This is a genomic window from Nocardioides coralli (assembly GCF_019880385.1).
GTDB classification, from domain to species: Bacteria; Actinomycetota; Actinomycetes; order Propionibacteriales; family Nocardioidaceae; genus Nocardioides; species Nocardioides coralli.
In genome coordinates, this window is sequence record NZ_CP082273.1 from 2916127 (window position 1) to 2930265 (window position 14139).

At 68.4% G+C, this 14139-nt stretch carries 26 protein-coding genes; all 26 read right to left on the reverse strand.

Translation table 11 applies throughout. The annotated features are described in order from the left end of the window. Positions 1-43: 43 nt before the first annotated feature. The 26 genes from rpsM to rplD all read right to left on the reverse strand — a co-directional run bounded on the left by rpsM (position 44) and on the right by rplD (position 14139). Complete coding sequence (rpsM, locus tag K6T13_RS14270; protein WP_222895211.1) at positions 44-421, reverse strand: 30S ribosomal protein S13; 378 nt, start codon at positions 419-421, stop codon at positions 44-46. A gap of 164 nt (positions 422-585) precedes the next feature. Then, a complete protein-coding gene (rpmJ, locus tag K6T13_RS14275) occupies positions 586-699 on the reverse strand; it encodes a 50S ribosomal protein L36 (protein WP_028660644.1) in 114 nt (37 codons plus the stop codon). Between the two features lie 24 nt (positions 700-723). Then, positions 724-945, reverse strand: a complete 222-nt coding sequence (infA, locus tag K6T13_RS14280) for a translation initiation factor IF-1 (protein WP_036490070.1) — start codon at positions 943-945, stop codon at positions 724-726. Positions 946-1201: 256 nt separating this feature from the next. Next, positions 1202-2206 carry a TerC family protein gene (locus K6T13_RS14285; RefSeq protein WP_222895212.1) on the reverse strand — a complete coding sequence of 335 codons (1005 nt, stop codon included), beginning with the start codon at positions 2204-2206 and terminating at the stop codon, positions 1202-1204. Between the two features lie 157 nt (positions 2207-2363). Beyond that, positions 2364-3203: a type I methionyl aminopeptidase gene (map, locus tag K6T13_RS14290; protein WP_222895213.1), complete on the reverse strand. Its 840-nt coding sequence runs from the start codon at positions 3201-3203 to the stop codon at positions 2364-2366. Between the two features lie 13 nt (positions 3204-3216). After that, entirely contained in the window at positions 3217-3792 is a 576-nt protein-coding gene (locus K6T13_RS14295; protein WP_222895214.1) for an adenylate kinase, read from the reverse strand. 2 nt (positions 3793-3794) lie between these two features. Continuing rightward, positions 3795-5093 carry a preprotein translocase subunit SecY gene (gene secY, locus K6T13_RS14300; RefSeq protein WP_222895215.1) on the reverse strand — a complete coding sequence of 433 codons (1299 nt, stop codon included), beginning with the start codon at positions 5091-5093 and terminating at the stop codon, positions 3795-3797. A 190-nt stretch (positions 5094-5283) separates the two neighbouring features. Then, positions 5284-5724, reverse strand: coding sequence for a 50S ribosomal protein L15 (gene rplO / locus K6T13_RS14305; protein ID WP_222895216.1), 441 nt, complete (start codon positions 5722-5724; stop codon positions 5284-5286). A 1-nt stretch (position 5725) separates the two neighbouring features. Then, positions 5726-5908: a 50S ribosomal protein L30 gene (gene rpmD / locus K6T13_RS14310; RefSeq protein ID WP_222895217.1), complete on the reverse strand. Its 183-nt coding sequence runs from the start codon at positions 5906-5908 to the stop codon at positions 5726-5728. Further along, positions 5908-6528 carry a 30S ribosomal protein S5 gene (rpsE, locus tag K6T13_RS14315; protein ID WP_222895218.1) on the reverse strand — a complete coding sequence of 207 codons (621 nt, stop codon included), beginning with the start codon at positions 6526-6528 and terminating at the stop codon, positions 5908-5910. The genes rpmD and rpsE overlap by 1 nt, the downstream gene beginning before the upstream one ends. Before the next feature lie 31 nt (positions 6529-6559). Continuing rightward, the gene (gene rplR, locus K6T13_RS14320) at positions 6560-6943 is read right to left on the reverse strand and encodes a 50S ribosomal protein L18 (protein ID WP_222895219.1); all 384 of its coding nucleotides are present in this window, start codon (positions 6941-6943) and stop codon (positions 6560-6562) included. A gap of 2 nt (positions 6944-6945) precedes the next feature. Then, positions 6946-7485 carry a 50S ribosomal protein L6 gene (gene rplF, locus K6T13_RS14325; protein WP_222895220.1) on the reverse strand — a complete coding sequence of 180 codons (540 nt, stop codon included), beginning with the start codon at positions 7483-7485 and terminating at the stop codon, positions 6946-6948. A gap of 29 nt (positions 7486-7514) precedes the next feature. Further along, positions 7515-7916 carry a 30S ribosomal protein S8 gene (gene rpsH / locus K6T13_RS14330; RefSeq protein ID WP_222895221.1) on the reverse strand — a complete coding sequence of 134 codons (402 nt, stop codon included), beginning with the start codon at positions 7914-7916 and terminating at the stop codon, positions 7515-7517. A 70-nt stretch (positions 7917-7986) separates the two neighbouring features. Further along, entirely contained in the window at positions 7987-8172 is a 186-nt protein-coding gene (locus K6T13_RS14335) for a type Z 30S ribosomal protein S14 (RefSeq protein ID WP_010831721.1), read from the reverse strand. 1 nt (position 8173) lies between these two features. Then, on the reverse strand, positions 8174-8749 hold the full coding sequence (gene rplE / locus K6T13_RS14340) for a 50S ribosomal protein L5 (RefSeq protein ID WP_222895222.1): 576 nt from the start codon (positions 8747-8749) through the stop codon (positions 8174-8176). 1 nt (position 8750) lies between these two features. Continuing rightward, positions 8751-9125, reverse strand: a complete 375-nt coding sequence (gene rplX / locus K6T13_RS14345; protein WP_222895223.1) for a 50S ribosomal protein L24 — start codon at positions 9123-9125, stop codon at positions 8751-8753. A 2-nt stretch (positions 9126-9127) separates the two neighbouring features. Then, entirely contained in the window at positions 9128-9496 is a 369-nt protein-coding gene (gene rplN, locus K6T13_RS14350) for a 50S ribosomal protein L14 (protein ID WP_222895224.1), read from the reverse strand. An 84-nt stretch (positions 9497-9580) separates the two neighbouring features. Next, positions 9581-9850, reverse strand: a complete 270-nt coding sequence (rpsQ, locus tag K6T13_RS14355) for a 30S ribosomal protein S17 (RefSeq protein WP_222895225.1) — start codon at positions 9848-9850, stop codon at positions 9581-9583. Continuing rightward, entirely contained in the window at positions 9847-10092 is a 246-nt protein-coding gene (gene rpmC, locus K6T13_RS14360) for a 50S ribosomal protein L29 (RefSeq protein WP_222895226.1), read from the reverse strand. The genes rpsQ and rpmC overlap by 4 nt, the downstream gene beginning before the upstream one ends. Further along, complete coding sequence (rplP, locus tag K6T13_RS14365; RefSeq protein ID WP_222895227.1) at positions 10092-10511, reverse strand: 50S ribosomal protein L16; 420 nt, start codon at positions 10509-10511, stop codon at positions 10092-10094. Before rplP ends, rpmC begins: the two co-directional genes overlap by 1 nt. Positions 10512-10516: 5 nt before the next feature. Further along, positions 10517-11323: a 30S ribosomal protein S3 gene (gene rpsC / locus K6T13_RS14370; RefSeq protein WP_222895228.1), complete on the reverse strand. Its 807-nt coding sequence runs from the start codon at positions 11321-11323 to the stop codon at positions 10517-10519. Next, positions 11323-11751 (reverse strand): 50S ribosomal protein L22, encoded by a 429-nt coding sequence (gene rplV, locus K6T13_RS14375; protein ID WP_222895229.1) that lies wholly within the window; start codon positions 11749-11751, stop codon positions 11323-11325. Before rplV ends, rpsC begins: the two co-directional genes overlap by 1 nt. 33 nt (positions 11752-11784) lie before the next feature. Next, complete coding sequence (gene rpsS / locus K6T13_RS14380; protein ID WP_222895230.1) at positions 11785-12066, reverse strand: 30S ribosomal protein S19; 282 nt, start codon at positions 12064-12066, stop codon at positions 11785-11787. A gap of 14 nt (positions 12067-12080) precedes the next feature. Continuing rightward, positions 12081-12914 carry a 50S ribosomal protein L2 gene (rplB, locus tag K6T13_RS14385; RefSeq protein ID WP_222895231.1) on the reverse strand — a complete coding sequence of 278 codons (834 nt, stop codon included), beginning with the start codon at positions 12912-12914 and terminating at the stop codon, positions 12081-12083. Between the two features lie 23 nt (positions 12915-12937). Further along, a complete protein-coding gene (gene rplW / locus K6T13_RS14390; RefSeq protein WP_222895232.1) occupies positions 12938-13234 on the reverse strand; it encodes a 50S ribosomal protein L23 in 297 nt (98 codons plus the stop codon). Next, on the reverse strand, positions 13231-14139 hold the full coding sequence (rplD, locus tag K6T13_RS14395) for a 50S ribosomal protein L4, sunset domain variant (RefSeq protein ID WP_222895233.1): 909 nt from the start codon (positions 14137-14139) through the stop codon (positions 13231-13233). Before rplD ends, rplW begins: the two co-directional genes overlap by 4 nt.

A 14139-nucleotide genomic window follows, 5' to 3' on the forward strand; every position in this document is an offset into this window, starting at 1 on the left:
GCGTTCGAGGTCGGGAAGTCCGGATCAGCGCTCGAGGCGCGGATCACTTGGCCTTCTTCTTGCCGGCGACGGTGCGCTTGGGGCCCTTGCGGGTGCGCGCGTTGGTCTTGGTGCGCTGACCGCGGACCGGAAGGCCCTGGCGGTGGCGGCGACCCTGGTAGCTGCCGATCTCGATCTTGCGACGGATGTCGGCCTGCACCTCACGGCGCAGGTCACCCTCGATCTTGAGCTCGCGGCCCTCGATCTCGTCGCGGAGCTTGACCAGCTCTTCGTCACCCAGCTGGTGGACGCGCAGGTCCGGGGAGACCCCGGTGGCGGCCAGCAGCTCCTGGGCGCGGGTACGGCCGATGCCGTAGATGTAGGTGAGTGCGACCTCGATGCGCTTGTCGCGCGGCAGGTCCACTCCGACGAGGCGTGCCATGTGTGGCGGTTCCCTTTCGGTTCACGGTGGTGTGGTCGTGTCGCGTCCCGGTCTTCGTCGAGCCCGGGCCCCGGCCATCCGTTCCGGAGGTGGTTTCGGTCCCTGGGGACCTAAGCGATCACGTGGATGAGGTGTTCAGTTGTGCTCGGCCGCAGCGGGCGGGCTCAGCCCTGCCGCTGCTTGTGGCGCGGGTTGCTGCAGATGACCATGACGCGGCCGTGGCGACGGATCACCTGGCACTTGTCACAGATCTTCTTGACGCTCGGGTTGACCTTCATGTCAGCCCTTTCTGCTCGTGGCGGCTACTTGTACCGGTAGACGATGCGACCCCGCGTGAGGTCGTAGGGGGACAGCTCCACCACCACGCGGTCCTCGGGGAGGATCCGGATGTAGTGCTGGCGCATCTTGCCGCTGATGTGGGCGAGCACCTTGTGTCCGTTGGTCAGCTCGACCCGGAACATGGCGTTGGGGAGGGCCTCCACGACGGTGCCCTCGATCTCGATCACGCCTTCCTTCTTCGGCATGTCCTCCGCAATCTCTCGGTCGGTCGTCATCTACCGTTCGACCCGCGAACCTCCGGCCGCTCGAGAGCGTCCGGTGGACCTCGTCAGGTGGTCACGTGGGCCTCTTCCCGGGCGCACGCGCGTCCTCTCGGTGAGAGTTCGACATGTGATTCCGGGCAGCCGCGAGGCACCACGAAACGCAACCCACGTTGGGCCGACATGCCAGTGTAGGGCGAGCGGGCCGCGAAACCCTAATCGGTCGAGCCCGACTCCGGGGTCAGCTGATGCCCGGTGGGGTGCCGACGTTCTCGCGGGCGCTGCGCCGGTCGTGCCGCAGGCTGGCCACGGCCGTCACCACGAGGGTGGTCACGATGACCCCCAGGCTGAGCAGCGACGGGATCTCGGGCACCGGCACGTGCTCCCCGCCGTTGATGAACGCCAGCTCGTTCTCGTGGAGGGCGTGGAGGACCAGCTTGAGGCCGATGAAGGCCAGGATGAACGCCAGCCCGTAGGAGAGGAACACCAGCCGCTCCAGCAGGCCGCCGAGCAGGAAGTAGAGCTGGCGCAGGCCCATGAGGGCGAAGACGTTGGCCGTGAAGACCAGGTAGGGCTCCTGGGTGATGCCGAAGATCGCGGGGATCGAGTCCAGGGCGAACAGGATGTCGGTCATGCCCAGCGCGATGATGACGATGAGCATCGGCGACACGACGCGGATGCCGTTGTCCCGCCACCACAGCTTCAGGCCTCGGAACTCGGTGCCGACGTTGAGGTGGCTCTGGGCGAACTTCACCACCCGGTTGTCCTCCGGGTGCTCCTCCTCGCCGCTGCGGTGGCTCTCGATGAGCTTCCACGCGGTGTAGACGAGGAACGCGCCGAAGACGTAGAAGACCCACGAGAAGTTGTTGATCAGCTGGTAGCCCAGCGCGATGAAGATGCCTCGGAACACGAGGGCCAGGATGATGCCCACCATGAGGGCTTCCTGCTGGTACTCGCGCGGCACGGCCAGCGCCCCCATCAGGATGATGAAGACGAACAGGTTGTCGATCGAGAGGCTGTACTCGGTCAGCCAGCCGGCGTAGAACTCGATGCCGAAGGTCTGGCCGTGGAAGGCCCACACCCAGATGCCGAACGCGACGGCGGCCCCGATGTAGAAGCTGAGGGCGACCGTGCACTCCCGCATCGTCGGCTCGTGGGGGTTGCGGGCGATGACCACGACGTCGAAGAGCAGGACGGCGATGGTGACGCCGAGGGTGATGCCCCACTCAAGGCTGCTGACGTCCACGGAACCTCCGATGATGTCGCTGACGGCTGACTACACCGGAGGTCTCTTCCGTCGCATGGCGACTCGCGGCCCCGGACCGCCGCAGGGTGGACAGTCGTGATGACGAGACCGGGACGTGGGAGTACTCCCCTCCTGGCGCGCCTATCCTCGCACAGCGTCAGTGACCGCCGAACGGCACGCCCAGCTGCTGGAGGCGTTCCTCGCCCCCGTCGAGGGCCGTGAGCACCCACGCCCCCTCCGGAGTCAGCGTGAACGTGTGCTCGAAGTGGGCGGCCCAGCTGCCGTCGACGGTCCCGACCGTCCACTCGTCGGGGAGCAGCGTGGTCTCGTTGCTCGCCAACGTGATCATCGGTTCCACGGCCAGCGCGAGCCCGCGGACGAGCTTGGGGCCGCGACCGGGCCGGCCGTAGTTGGGGACGTTGGGCGGCTGGTGCATCTCCGACCCGATCCCGTGCCCGACGTACTCCTCGAGGATGCCGTAGGAGCCGCCGGTCGGGTGGGGCTGGGAGCGGACGTGCGACTCCACCGCGTGGGAGATGTCGGTGACCCGGCCCCCGAGGCGCGCCGCCGCGATCCCGTGCCAGAGCGCCTCCTCGGTGACCCGCATCAGCTCCCTGACGTCGTGGGGCACCTCCCCCACCGCCACGGTGGTCGCGGCGTCCCCGTGCCAGCCGTCGACGATCGCGCCGCAGTCGATGGAGATGATGTCGCCCTCGGCCAGGACCCGCTCCCCCGGGATGCCGTGCACGACCTCGTCGTTGACCGAGGCGCAGATCGAGGCGGGGAAGGGCGGGTGGCTGTAGCCCTTGAAGCTCGGCGTCGCACCCGCGGACCGGATGCTGTCCTCCGCGATCGCGTCGAGCTCTCCCGTGGTGATCCCCGGCCGGACGGACTCGCGGAGCAGCTGGAGGGTACGGCCGACGACGAGACCCGCCTTGCGCATGACGTCGATCTGCTCGGGCGTCTTGATCTGGACGCCGCGGTCGCCCCACCCCATCAGGCGCTCAGCATCAGGACTGGGGGACGTCGTCCAGGGCGGCGAAGATCCGCTCGGTCACCGCGTCGACGGAGCCCATGCCGTCGACCTCGACCAGGACCTTGCGCTCCCGGTAGACGTCGATCAACGGCTCGGTCTGCTCGCGGTAGACCTGCTGCCGGCGGCGGATCACGTCCTCGGTGTCGTCGGCCCGGCCCTCGGTCCGGGCACGCTGCAGCAGCCGCTGCACGAGCTCCTCGGGGTCGACGGTCAGGACGACCGCCGCGTCCAGCGCATGGCCGGTGTGGCGGATCATGCCGTCGAGCTCCTCGACCTGGGCGAGGGTCCTCGGGTAGCCGTCGAGGAGGAAGCCGGGCTCGGCGTCCGCCTCGTCGATCCGGTTGCGGACCATCCGGTTGGTGATCTCGTCGGGGACGTACTCGCCGGCGTCCATGTAGCGCTGCGCCTCGACGCCCAGCTCGGTCCCGGCGGAGACGTTGGCCCGGAAGATGTCACCCGTGGAGATCGCCGGGATCCCGAAGTGGTCGGCGACGTGGCGGGCCTGGGTTCCCTTGCCGGCCCCGGGGGGGCCCATCAGGATCAGCCTCATCGTTACTTCAGGAACCCTTCGTAGTTGCGCTGCTGCAGCTGGCTCTCGATCTGCTTCACGGTGTCGAGCGCGACGCCGACCATGATCAGGATCGAGGTGCCGCCGAACGGGAAGTTCTGGTCGGCGCCGATCAGCACCAGCGCGATCAGCGGGATCAGCGCGATCAGGCCGAGGTAGAGCGCACCCGGCGCGGTGATGCGGGACAGGACGTAGCCCAGGTAGTCCTCGGTGGGCTTGCCCGCCCGGATGCCCGGGATGAAGCCGCCGTACTTCTTCATGTTGTCGGCCACCTCTTGCGGGTTGAAGGTGATCGACACGTAGAAGTAGGTGAAGAAGATGATCAGCAGGAAGTAGGCCGCCATGTAGAGCGGGTGGTCGCCCTGCACGAAGTAGCGGTCGAGGAACTGGACCCACGCCGAGTCGGTGTTGGTCTGGTTGAACTGCACCGCCATCGCCGGGAGGTACATCAGCGAAGCGGCGAAGATGACCGGGATGATGCCGGCCTGGTTGACCTTGAGCGGGATGTAGGTCGAGGAGCCGCCGAACATCTTGCGGCCCACCATCCGGCGGGCGTACTGCACCGGGATCCGGCGCTGCGCCTGCTCGATGAAGATGACACCGGCGATGATGACCAGGCCGATGGCCATCACGATGCCGAAGACCCACCAGCCCTGGGTGGTGGCCACCCGCCACATGGCGCCCGGGAAGGTGGCGACGACCTGGGTGAAGATCAGCAGCGACATGCCGTTGCCGATGCCGTGCTCGGTGATGAGCTCGCCGAACCACATGATCACGGCGGTGCCGGCGGTCATCGTGATCACCATGACCAGGAAGGTCGCGGTGCCCTCGTCGTGGAGCAGCGGGAGCGGGCATCCCTGCAGCAGGCTCCGCGAGCGGGCCAGCGCCACGATGCCGGTGGCCTGGAGCACGGCGAGGCCGAGCGTCAGGTAGCGCGTGTACTGCGTGATCTTGGCCTGGCCGGCCTGGCCCTCCTTCTTGAGGGCCTCCAGCCGCGGGATCACCACCACCAGCAGCTGCAGGATGATGCTGGCGGTGATGTAGGGCATGATCCCCAGCGCGAAGATCGTCAGCTGGAGCAGCGCGCCGCCGGAGAACAGGTTGATCAGGCTGTAGAGGCCCTCGTTCTCGATCTGCGAGAGGCACTGCTGGACGTTGGCGACGTCGACCCCCGGCGCCGGCACCTGCGACCCGAGCCTGAAGATCGTGATGATCATCAGGACGAACAACAGCTTCCGACGCAGGTCCGGGGTCCGGAACGCGTTGGCGAAGGCGCTCAGCACGACTTCCTCTTTCTGCAGGCTGGGTGCGGCTCTCGCCCCGGTGTCACTGCCACCAGGCTCGACCGACGTCGGCGAGAGGACCGGGGAAGCCTAACAGGCAGCCTCGACCCCTCCGGATGTGCGTCGGGGCGCGGCAGGCCCGCTGCTGCGGGTCGTCCGCGCCCCGAACGGGTTCGCATCGAAGAACGACTCAGACGGTCGTGGTGGTTCCGCCGGCGGCCTCGATCTTCTCCTTGGCAGAGCCGGAGAAGGCGTGGGCCGTCACGTCGACCTTGACCGAGATGTCGCCCTGGCCGAGGACCTTGACCGGCTGGCCCTTGCGGACCGCGCCCTTGGCCACGAGGTCGTCGACCGTGACGGTGCCGCCCTCGGGGAACAGCTCGCCGATCCGGTCGAGGTTGACGACCTGGAACTCCACCTTGAACGGGTTCTTGAAGCCCTTGAGCTTCGGGAGCCGCATGTGGATCGGCATCTGGCCGCCCTCGAAGGCGACGGGGACCTGGTTGCGGGCCTTGGTGCCCTTGGTACCGCGGCCCGCGGTCTTGCCCTTCGACGCCTCACCGCGACCCACGCGGGTCTTGGCGGTCTTGGCGCCCGGGGCCGGACGCAGGTGATGCAGCTTGAGGGTCATGTCACTCCACCTCTTCGACCGTCACGAGGTGACGGACGGTCTGGACCATGCCCCGGATCTCCGGGCGGTCCTCCTTGACGACGACGTCGCCGATCCGCTTCAGGCCGAGGGTGCGCAGCGTCTCGCGCTGGTTGGCCTTGCAGCCGATCGTCGACTTCTTCTGCTGGACCTTGAGCTGCGCCATCAGGCCGACACCTCCTGGGAGACGCCCTCGGGCACCTCGGCCCGGGCCTTCAGGAGGGCAGCCGGGGCGACGTCCTCGACCGGACGGCCACGGCGGGCCGCCACGTCCTCCGGCTGCTCCAGCATCCGCAGCGCCTCGACGGTCGCGTGCACGATGTTGATCTGGTTGGAGGAGCCGAGCGACTTGCTCAGGACGTCGTGGATGCCGGCGCACTCGAGGACGGCGCGCACGGGACCACCCGCGATCACACCGGTACCGGGGGCGGCCGGGCGCAGCAGCACCACGCCGGCGGCCTTCTCGCCCTGGACCGGGTGCGGGATGGTGCCCTGGATCCGGGGGACCTTGAAGAAGTTCTTCTTGGCCTCCTCGACGCCCTTCGCGATCGCGGCGGGCACCTCCTTGGCCTTGCCGTAGCCGACGCCGACCAGGCCCTCGCCGTCACCGACGATCACCAGGGCGGTGAAGCTGAAGCGACGACCACCCTTCACGACCTTGGCGACGCGGTTGATCGCGACGACGCGCTCGAGGTACTGGCTCTTCTCCTGCTGGCCACCGCGACCACCGTCGCGGCCACCGCGGCCGCCACCGGCGCGCTGTCCGCGCTGCTGGGATCCGCTCATCAGATAACTCCCTTGAATGTCATGTCTGCCATCAGAAGATCAGGCCGCCCTCGCGGGCGCCGTCGGCCAGGGCCGCGACCCGGCCGTGGTACTTGTTGCCGGCACGGTCGAAGACCACGCTCTCGACACCGTTGGCCTTGGCGCGCTCGGCGACGAGCTCCCCGACCTTGCGGGCCTTGGCGGTCTTGTCGCCGTCCTGGCCACGCAGGTCCGCCTCCATGGTGGACGCGGACGCCAGCGTCTTGCCGACGAGGTCGTCCACCACCTGGACGGTGATGTGGCGCGAGGAGCGCGTGACGACCAGGCGCGGCCGCTCGGCGGTGCCGGAGACCTTCTTGCGGCCACGGACCTGGCGGCGCAGCCGCGACTTGGCCCGCGCGTAGGTGTGCTTGCCCTGGGTGAGCTTGATCGCCATGGTCACTTACCAGCCTTTCCGACCTTGCGGCGGACGTGCTCGCCGGCGTACCGCACGCCCTTGCCCTTGTAGGGCTCGGGCTTGCGCAGCTTGCGGATGTTGGCAGCGGTCTCGCCGACCAGCTGCTTGTCGATGCCCTGGACGCCGAGCTTCGTCGGCCCCTCCACCGTGAAGGTGATGCCCTCGGGCGCGTTGAACGTGATCGGGTGGCTGTAGCCGAGCTGGAACTCCAGCTGGGTCGGGCCCTTCGCGAGCACGCGGTAGCCGACGCCGACGATCTCGAGCTTCTTCTCGTAGCCCTCGGTGACGCCGACCACCATGTTGTTGATCAGGGTCCGGGTCAGGCCGTGCAGCGAGCGGCTGTAGCGCTCGTCGTCCGGACGCTTGACCTCGATGACGCCGTCGGTCTTCTCGACGGTGATCGGGGCGGCCACGGTGTGGCTCAGGGTGCCCTTGGGTCCCTTGACGGTCACCAGGCGCTCCTGCACCGCGACCTCGACACCCGACGGCACCGCGATCGGGAGCTTGCCAATGCGCGACATGCTTCTCTCTCCTTACGGGTGTAGTCGGGTCACCAGACGTAGGCGAGGACTTCCCCACCCACGCCCTTCTGGTTTGCCTGGCGGTCGGTCAGCAGGCCCTGGCTGGTCGAGATGATCGCGACACCGAGGCCGCCGAGGACCTTGGGCAGGCCGGTGTGCTTGGCGTAGACGCGCAGGCCGGGCTTGCTGATGCGGCGGACACCGGCGATCGAGCGCTCACGGTTGCGGCCGTACTTGAGGGTGATCACCAGCGTCTTGCCGGGGCCCTCGGCCTCCTGCACCTCGAAGGAGGTGATGTAGCCCTCCTGGCGGAGGATCTCCGCGACGCCGGCCTTCAGCTTGCTGTAGGGCATGGCCACCACGTCGTGGTACGCCTGGTTGGCGTTGCGCAGACGCGTCAGCATGTCTGCGATCGGGTCAGTCATCGTCATGTTCGGTCGTTCTCTCTCTTCTGTGGTTTCCCGCCGCAGCGGGACCTTCAGCGGTTGGGGATCTTGGTGGTCACCAAGAGGACTTGGTCACGCCCGGCAGCTCGCCCCGGTGCGCCATCTCGCGCAGGCAGATGCGGCACAGGCCGAACTTGCGGTAGACGGCCTTGGGCCGACCACACCGCTGGCAGCGGGTGTAGCCACGCACCGCGAACTTCGGCTTGCGCGCGGCCTTGACCTTGAGGGAAGTCTTCGCCATGTCAGTTCTCCTTGAACGGGAAGCCGAGCTGCTTGAGCAGGGCACGGCCCTGCTCGTCGTCGGTGGCGGTGGTCACGATCGTGATGTCCATGCCCCGCGAGCGGTCGACCTTGTCCTGGTCGATCTCGTGGAACATGACCTGCTCGGTCAGCCCGAAGGTGTAGTTGCCACGGCCGTCGAACTGCTTGGGCGAGAGGCCCCGGAAGTCACGGATCCGCGGCAGCGCCAGCGAGAGCAGCCGGTCGAGGAACTCCCACATCCGGTCGCCGCGCAGCGTCGCGTGGGCGCCGATCGGCATGCCCTCGCGCAGCTTGAACTGGGCGATCGACTTGCGGGCCTTGGTCACCATCGGCTTCTGGCCGGTGATGGCGGTGAGGTCACGGACCGCGCCCTCGATCAGCTTCGAGTCGCGGGCCGCCTCACCGACGCCCATGTTGACCACGATCTTGACCAGGCCGGGGACCTGCATCACGTTCTTGATCTCGAACTCGGCGGCCAGCGCCGGCAGGATCTCCTCGCGGTAGCGGGTCTTCAGCCGGGGAGTGACCTTCTCGGTCTCGACACTCGTGTCGGTCATCTCAGATCTCCTTCCCGGACTTGCGGGAGACGCGCACGCTGCGCGCGGCGGTGTAGGTGGAGCCGTCGGGACGGCGCTTGGTGACCTCGTCGCGGCGGAAGCCGACGCGGGTCACGCCGTCGCCCTCGACCAGCATCACGTTGGACACGTGGATCGGCGCTTCGGCGGTGATGATCCCGCCGGTGGTGCCGCCGCGGCCGCCCTGGTCGACGACCTTGGTGTGCCGCTTGATGCGGTTGACGCCCTCGACGACGACCCGCTGCTCCTCACGGAGCACGCGGATCACCTTGCCCTGGGCGCCCTTGTCCTTGCCGCCGATGACGACGACCTGGTCGCCCTTCTTGATGTTCACGCTCTTCTTCCGGTTCTTCGCCATGGTCAGAGCACCTCCGGGGCCAGCGAGATGATCTTCATGAACTTCTTCTCGCGCAGCTCGCGCCCGACGGGGCCGAAGATGCGGGTACCGCGGGGCTCGCCGTCGGCCTTGAGGATCACCGCGGCGTTCTCGTCGAAGCGGATGTAGGAACCGTCGGGACGACGGCGCTCCTTGACGGTCCGCACGACGACAGCCTTGACGACGTCGCCCTTCTTGACGTTGCCACCCGGGATCGCGTCCTTGACGGTGGCCACGACGACGTCACCGATGCCGGCGTAGCGGCGACCCGATCCGCCGAGCACGCGGATGCACAGGATCTCCTTGGCACCCGTGTTGTCGGCGACCTTGAGTCGCGACTCCTGCTGAATCATCTTCTGTCTCTCCTTGTCGCCCTGGTTCTCGGCCTGGGACCAAGCCTTGGGGAACTGCTGTGTCTGTTCGGGGCTGGCGCCTGGTTACTTGGCGCGCTCGAGGATCTCGACGACCCGCCAGCGCTTGGTGGCCGACAGCGGGCGGGTCTCCATGATCAGGACCCGGTCGCCCATGCCGCACTCGTTGCTCTCGTCGTGCGCCTTGAGCTTCGACGTCTTGCGCATGACCTTGCCGTAGAGGGCGTGCTTGACGCGGTCCTCGACAGCGACCACCACGGTCTTGTCCATCTTGTCGGACACGACCAGGCCCTCGCGGACCTTGCGCGCGTTCCTCGTGACCTGCTGCTCGCTCATGCGGAAGCCTCTTCCTTCTCAGCGTCCGGAGCGGTGCGGATGCCGAGCTCGCGCTCGCGCACCACGGTGTAGATCCGGGCGATGTCCTTCTTGACCGTACGGAGCCGACCGTGGCTCTCCAGCTGGCCCGTGGCCGCCTGGAAGCGCAGGTTGAACAGCTCCTCCTTGGCCTCGCGCAGCTTGCCCTCGAGGTCCTGGTTGGTCAGCTCGTCGAGCTCGTGCGCCCGCAACTTGCTGGCCATCAGAACTCACCTTCCTCTCGGGACACGAACCGGCACTTCATGGGGAGCTTGTGCATCGCGCGGCGCATCGCCTCGCGGGCGACCTCCTCGGACACACCGGACAGCTCGAACATGACGCGGCCGGGCTTGACGTTGGCGACCCACCACTCGGGCGAACCCTTGCCGGAACCCATCCGGGTCTCGGCCGGCTTCTTGGTGAGCGGGCGGTCGGGGTAGATGTTGATCCACACCTTGCCGCCTCGCTTGATGTGGCGGGTCATGGCGATACGCGCGGACTCGATCTGGCGGTTGGTCACGTAGTGACCCTCGATCGCCTGGATCCCGAAGTCACCGAACGCGAGCGACGTACCGCCCTTGGCCACACCACGCCGCTTGGGGTGGTGCTGCTTGCGGTGCTTCACACGACGGGGCATCAGCATGATGCTCAGCCCTCCGTTCCGGACTCGGGCGCAGCCGCCGGGGCGGCCTCGGCCGCGGGGGCCTCGGCAGCACGGTCGGCACGCGACGGGCGCGAACCACGGCTGGGGCGCTCGCCCCGGCCGCCACGACCACCGCGACCGGGGACACCGGCGCGGGCGGCCTGCTGGGCCTGCCGCTCGGCACGGCTGCCGGCGACCTCGCCCTTGTAGATCCAGACCTTCACGCCGATCCGGCCGAAGGTCGTGCGGGCCTCGTAGAAGCCGTAGTCGATGTCGGCACGCAGCGTGTGGAGCGGAACCCGCCCCTCGCGGTAGAACTCGGTGCGCGACATCTCGGCGCCGTTGAGCCGGCCCGAGCACTGGATCCGGACACCCTTGGCACCGGAGCGCATCGCGGTCTGCATCGCCTTGCGCATGGCACGACGGAACTGCACGCGTCCGGCCAGCTGCTCGGCGACACCCTGGGCGACCAGCTGCGCGTCCACCTCGGGGCTCTTGACCTCGAGGATGTTGAGCTGGACCTGCTTGCCGGTCAGCTTCTCGAGCTCGCCACGGATGCGGTCGGCCTCGGCGCCACGGCGACCGATGACGATGCCCGGGCGGGCGGTGTGGATGTCGACCCGGACCCGGTCACGCGTCCGCTCGATCTCGACCTTGGAGATGCCGGCCCGCTCCATGCCCTTGGAGAGCAGCTTGCGGATCGCCACGTCCTCGCCGACGTAGGACTTGTACAGCTTGTCGGCGTACCACCGGGACTTGTGGTCCGTGGAGATGCCGAGACGGAAGCCGTTCGGGTTGATCTTCTGGCCCATCAGGCACCCTTTCCGTTCTTCGTGGCCGTGACCGCGTCCTCAGGCTGGACGACCAGCGTGATGTGGCTGGTCCGCTTGAGGATGCGGGTCGCGCGCCCCTGGGCGCGCGGCCGCCACCGCTTCATGGTCGGGCCCTCGTCGACCCGCGCGATGGAGACGACCAGGCCGTTGCGGTCGAGGCCCTCGGTGGTCTCGGCGTTGGCGATGGCGCTCTCCAGCACCTTGTAGACGGTCTCCGATGCTGCCTGCGGCGCGAACTGCAGCAGGGACAGGGCCTCGTCGACCGGCAGGCCACGGACCATGTCGACGACACGGCGGGCCTTCATCGGGGTGATCCGCACGAAGCGGGCACTCGCGAAGGCGCCCGGCTGGTCGCCGAGCAGCGACTCGCGGCGGGCGCTCGTGCGCCGGCGCTCAGTAACGCTCATGAGTCTTTCGTCTCCAGTCCAGTCGTCGGGCCGTCAGCGACGGCGGCCCTTCCGGTCGTCCTTCACGTGCCCGCGGTAGGTGCGGGTCGGGGCGAACTCGCCCAGCTTGTGGCCGACCATCGCGTCGGTCACGAACACCGGGACGTGCTTGCGGCCGTCGTGCACGGCGATCGTGTGGCCGATCATGGCCGGCACGATCATCGAGCGACGCGACCAGGTCTTGATCACGTTTTTGGTGCCCTTGTCGTTCTCGGCGTCCACCTTCTTCATCAGGTGGTCGTCGACGAAGGGGCCCTTCTTCAGGCTGCGAGGCATCCTCTATCTCCTGCTCAGCGCTTCTTGCCGGTCTTGCGGCGGCGGATGATCTGGGCGTCGGAGGGCTTGCGCTTGCGCGTGCGACCCTCCGGCTTGCCCCACGGGGACACCGGGTGGCGACCACCCGAGGTCTTGCCCTCACCACCACCGTGCGGGTGGTCGACCGGGTTCATGACCACACCACGGACGGTGGGGCGCTTGCCCTTCCACCGCATCCGGCCGGCCTTGCCCCAGCTGATGTTGGACTGCTCGGCGTTGCCCACCTCACCGACGGTGGCGCGGCAGCGCACGTCGACGAAGCGCATCTCGCCGGAGGGCATCCGCAGCGTGGCGCGGGAGCCCTCCTTGGCGACCAGCTGCGCGCTGATGCCGGCGGACCGGGCGATCTTGGCGCCGCCGCCGGGACGGAGCTCGATGCAGTGGATCGTGGTACCGACCGGGATGTTGCGCAGCGGCAGGTTGTTGCCCGGCTTGATGTCGGCGTTCGGGCCGGCCTCGACCGCAGCACCCTGCGCCAGGTCCTTCGGCGCGATGATGTAGCGCTTCTCGCCGTCGGCGTAGTGCAGCAGCGCGATGCGGGCGGTGCGGTTGGGGTCGTACTCGATGTGGGCGACCTTCGCCGGGACGCCGTCCTTGTCGTAGCGGCGGAAGTCCACGATCCGGTAGGCGCGCTTGTGACCGCCGCCCTGGTGCCGGGTGGTGATCCGACCCTGGTTGTTGCGGCCGCCCTTCTTGGGCAGCGGACGGGTCAGCGACTTCTCCGGCGTGGTCCGGGTGATCTCGACGAAGTCGGCCACGGAGGAGCCGCGACGGCCCGGCGTGGTCGGCTTGTACTTGCGGATAGCCATGTCTGTCTTCCTTCGGGTGGCGCTCAGGCGCCGAAGATGTCGATGCGGTGGCCCTCAGCGAGGCTGACGATGGCGCGCTTGGTGTTGGCGCGCCGGCCCACGCCGTAGCGGGTACGGCGCGACTTGCCCTGGCGGTTGATCGTGTTCACCGACGTCACCTTGACGTCGAACACCTTCTCGACCGCGATCTTGATCTCGGTCTTGTTGGCGTCCGGACGCACGAGGAACGTGTACTTGTTGGCGTCGAGCAGGCCGTAGCTCTTCTCGGACACGACCGGCGCGATCAGGACGTCGCGGTGGTCCTTGTGCAGGGTGCTCACTGGTCGCTCTCCTTCTCCTCGGCGCGGGTCATCCCGGCAGCCTCGGCGTCCTCGGCGGACTTGAACCAGAAGTCGGCGGCCGTGGCGTCGTAGCCGGCGTCCTCCGGCAGGCGGTAGGTGCCCGCAGCCTGGCCCATGACCTCGTAGCCCTTCGGCGCACGCGCGCTCTTCAGCGGAGCCTTGGCGCCCTTGGGCAGCACCGGCTCCTCCTCGGTGGCGGCCGTGTCCTTCTCGGCGGAAGGCGCAGCCTTCTCGGCGGAAGGCGCGGCCTCCTGGGTGGCCGGTGCGGCGGCGGGAGCCGAGCCCTCGGCCTTGCCCACGAAGGCGTCGTAGGCGCCCTTGGTGAAGACCACGTCGTCGGCGGCCAGCACGTCGTAGGTGTTGAGCTGGTCGACCGCCACGATGTGCACCTCAGGGGCGTTGCGCAGCGAGAGCCAGGTGAGGGAGTCGGTGCGCTCGAGCACGACGAGGTACTTGGCGCGCTCGCTCAGCCCGACCAGCGCGGAGAGGGCCGACTTCGTCGACGGCTTCTCGCCGCTGACGAGGGCCTCGACCACGTGGATGCGACCGTTGCGGGCCCGGTCGGAGAGGGCACCGCGCAGGGCGGCCGCCTTCATCTTCTTCGGGGTGCGCTGGTCGTAGCTGCGCGGCTGCGGGCCGTGGACGGCGCCACCCCCGGCGAACTGCGGCGCCCGGGTCGAGCCCTGGCGGGCGCGGCCGGTGCCCTTCTGCTTGTAGGGCTTGCGGCCACCGCCGCGGACCTCGCCACGCGTCTTGGTCGCGTGGGTGCCCTGGCGGGCAGCAGCCTGCTGGGCCACCACGACCTGGTGGATCAGCGGCACGTTGACCTCGGCGTCGAAGATGGCGGCGGGGAGGTCGACCTTCAGGGTCTTCACGTCAGCCAT

What these genes read in the sequence shown, in the direction of transcription:
- rpsM (WP_222895211.1), bottom strand. Translation starts at nt 421, where the DNA reads ATGGCACGCCTCGTCGGAGTGGACCTGCCGCGCGACAAGCGCATCGAG.
- rpmJ (WP_028660644.1), bottom strand. Translation starts at nt 699, where the DNA reads ATGAAGGTCAACCCGAGCGTCAAGAAGATCTGTGACAAGTGCCAGGTG.
- infA (WP_036490070.1), bottom strand. Translation starts at nt 945, where the DNA reads ATGCCGAAGAAGGAAGGCGTGATCGAGATCGAGGGCACCGTCGTGGAG.
- map (WP_222895213.1), bottom strand. Translation starts at nt 3,203, where the DNA reads ATGGGGTGGGGCGACCGCGGCGTCCAGATCAAGACGCCCGAGCAGATC.
- K6T13_RS14295 (WP_222895214.1), bottom strand. Translation starts at nt 3,792, where the DNA reads ATGAGGCTGATCCTGATGGGCCCCCCCGGGGCCGGCAAGGGAACCCAG.
- rplO (WP_222895216.1), bottom strand. Translation starts at nt 5,724, where the DNA reads ATGACCCTCAAGCTGCATCACCTGCGTCCGGCCCCGGGCGCCAAGACC.
- rpmD (WP_222895217.1), bottom strand. Translation starts at nt 5,908, where the DNA reads ATGGCGCAGCTCAAGGTCCAGCAGAAGAAGTCGACGATCGGCTGCAAG.
- rpsE (WP_222895218.1), bottom strand. Translation starts at nt 6,528, where the DNA reads ATGAGCGGATCCCAGCAGCGCGGACAGCGCGCCGGTGGCGGCCGCGGT.
- rplR (WP_222895219.1), bottom strand. Translation starts at nt 6,943, where the DNA reads ATGGCGATCAAGCTCACCCAGGGCAAGCACACCTACGCGCGGGCCAAG.
- rplF (WP_222895220.1), bottom strand. Translation starts at nt 7,485, where the DNA reads ATGTCGCGCATTGGCAAGCTCCCGATCGCGGTGCCGTCGGGTGTCGAG.
- rpsH (WP_222895221.1), bottom strand. Translation starts at nt 7,916, where the DNA reads ATGACGATGACTGACCCGATCGCAGACATGCTGACGCGTCTGCGCAAC.
- K6T13_RS14335 (WP_010831721.1), bottom strand. Translation starts at nt 8,172, where the DNA reads ATGGCGAAGACTTCCCTCAAGGTCAAGGCCGCGCGCAAGCCGAAGTTC.
- rplE (WP_222895222.1), bottom strand. Translation starts at nt 8,749, where the DNA reads ATGACCGACACGAGTGTCGAGACCGAGAAGGTCACTCCCCGGCTGAAG.
- rplX (WP_222895223.1), bottom strand. Translation starts at nt 9,125, where the DNA reads ATGGCGAAGAACCGGAAGAAGAGCGTGAACATCAAGAAGGGCGACCAG.
- rplN (WP_222895224.1), bottom strand. Translation starts at nt 9,496, where the DNA reads ATGATTCAGCAGGAGTCGCGACTCAAGGTCGCCGACAACACGGGTGCC.
- rpsQ (WP_222895225.1), bottom strand. Translation starts at nt 9,850, where the DNA reads ATGAGCGAGCAGCAGGTCACGAGGAACGCGCGCAAGGTCCGCGAGGGC.
- rpmC (WP_222895226.1), bottom strand. Translation starts at nt 10,092, where the DNA reads ATGGCCAGCAAGTTGCGGGCGCACGAGCTCGACGAGCTGACCAACCAG.
- rplP (WP_222895227.1), bottom strand. Translation starts at nt 10,511, where the DNA reads ATGCTGATGCCCCGTCGTGTGAAGCACCGCAAGCAGCACCACCCCAAG.
- rpsC (WP_222895228.1), bottom strand. Translation starts at nt 11,323, where the DNA reads ATGGGCCAGAAGATCAACCCGAACGGCTTCCGTCTCGGCATCTCCACG.
- rplV (WP_222895229.1), bottom strand. Translation starts at nt 11,751, where the DNA reads ATGAGCGTTACTGAGCGCCGGCGCACGAGCGCCCGCCGCGAGTCGCTG.
- rpsS (WP_222895230.1), bottom strand. Translation starts at nt 12,066, where the DNA reads ATGCCTCGCAGCCTGAAGAAGGGCCCCTTCGTCGACGACCACCTGATG.
- rplB (WP_222895231.1), bottom strand. Translation starts at nt 12,914, where the DNA reads ATGGCTATCCGCAAGTACAAGCCGACCACGCCGGGCCGTCGCGGCTCC.
- rplD (WP_222895233.1), bottom strand. Translation starts at nt 14,139, where the DNA reads ATGGCTGACGTGAAGACCCTGAAGGTCGACCTCCCCGCCGCCATCTTC.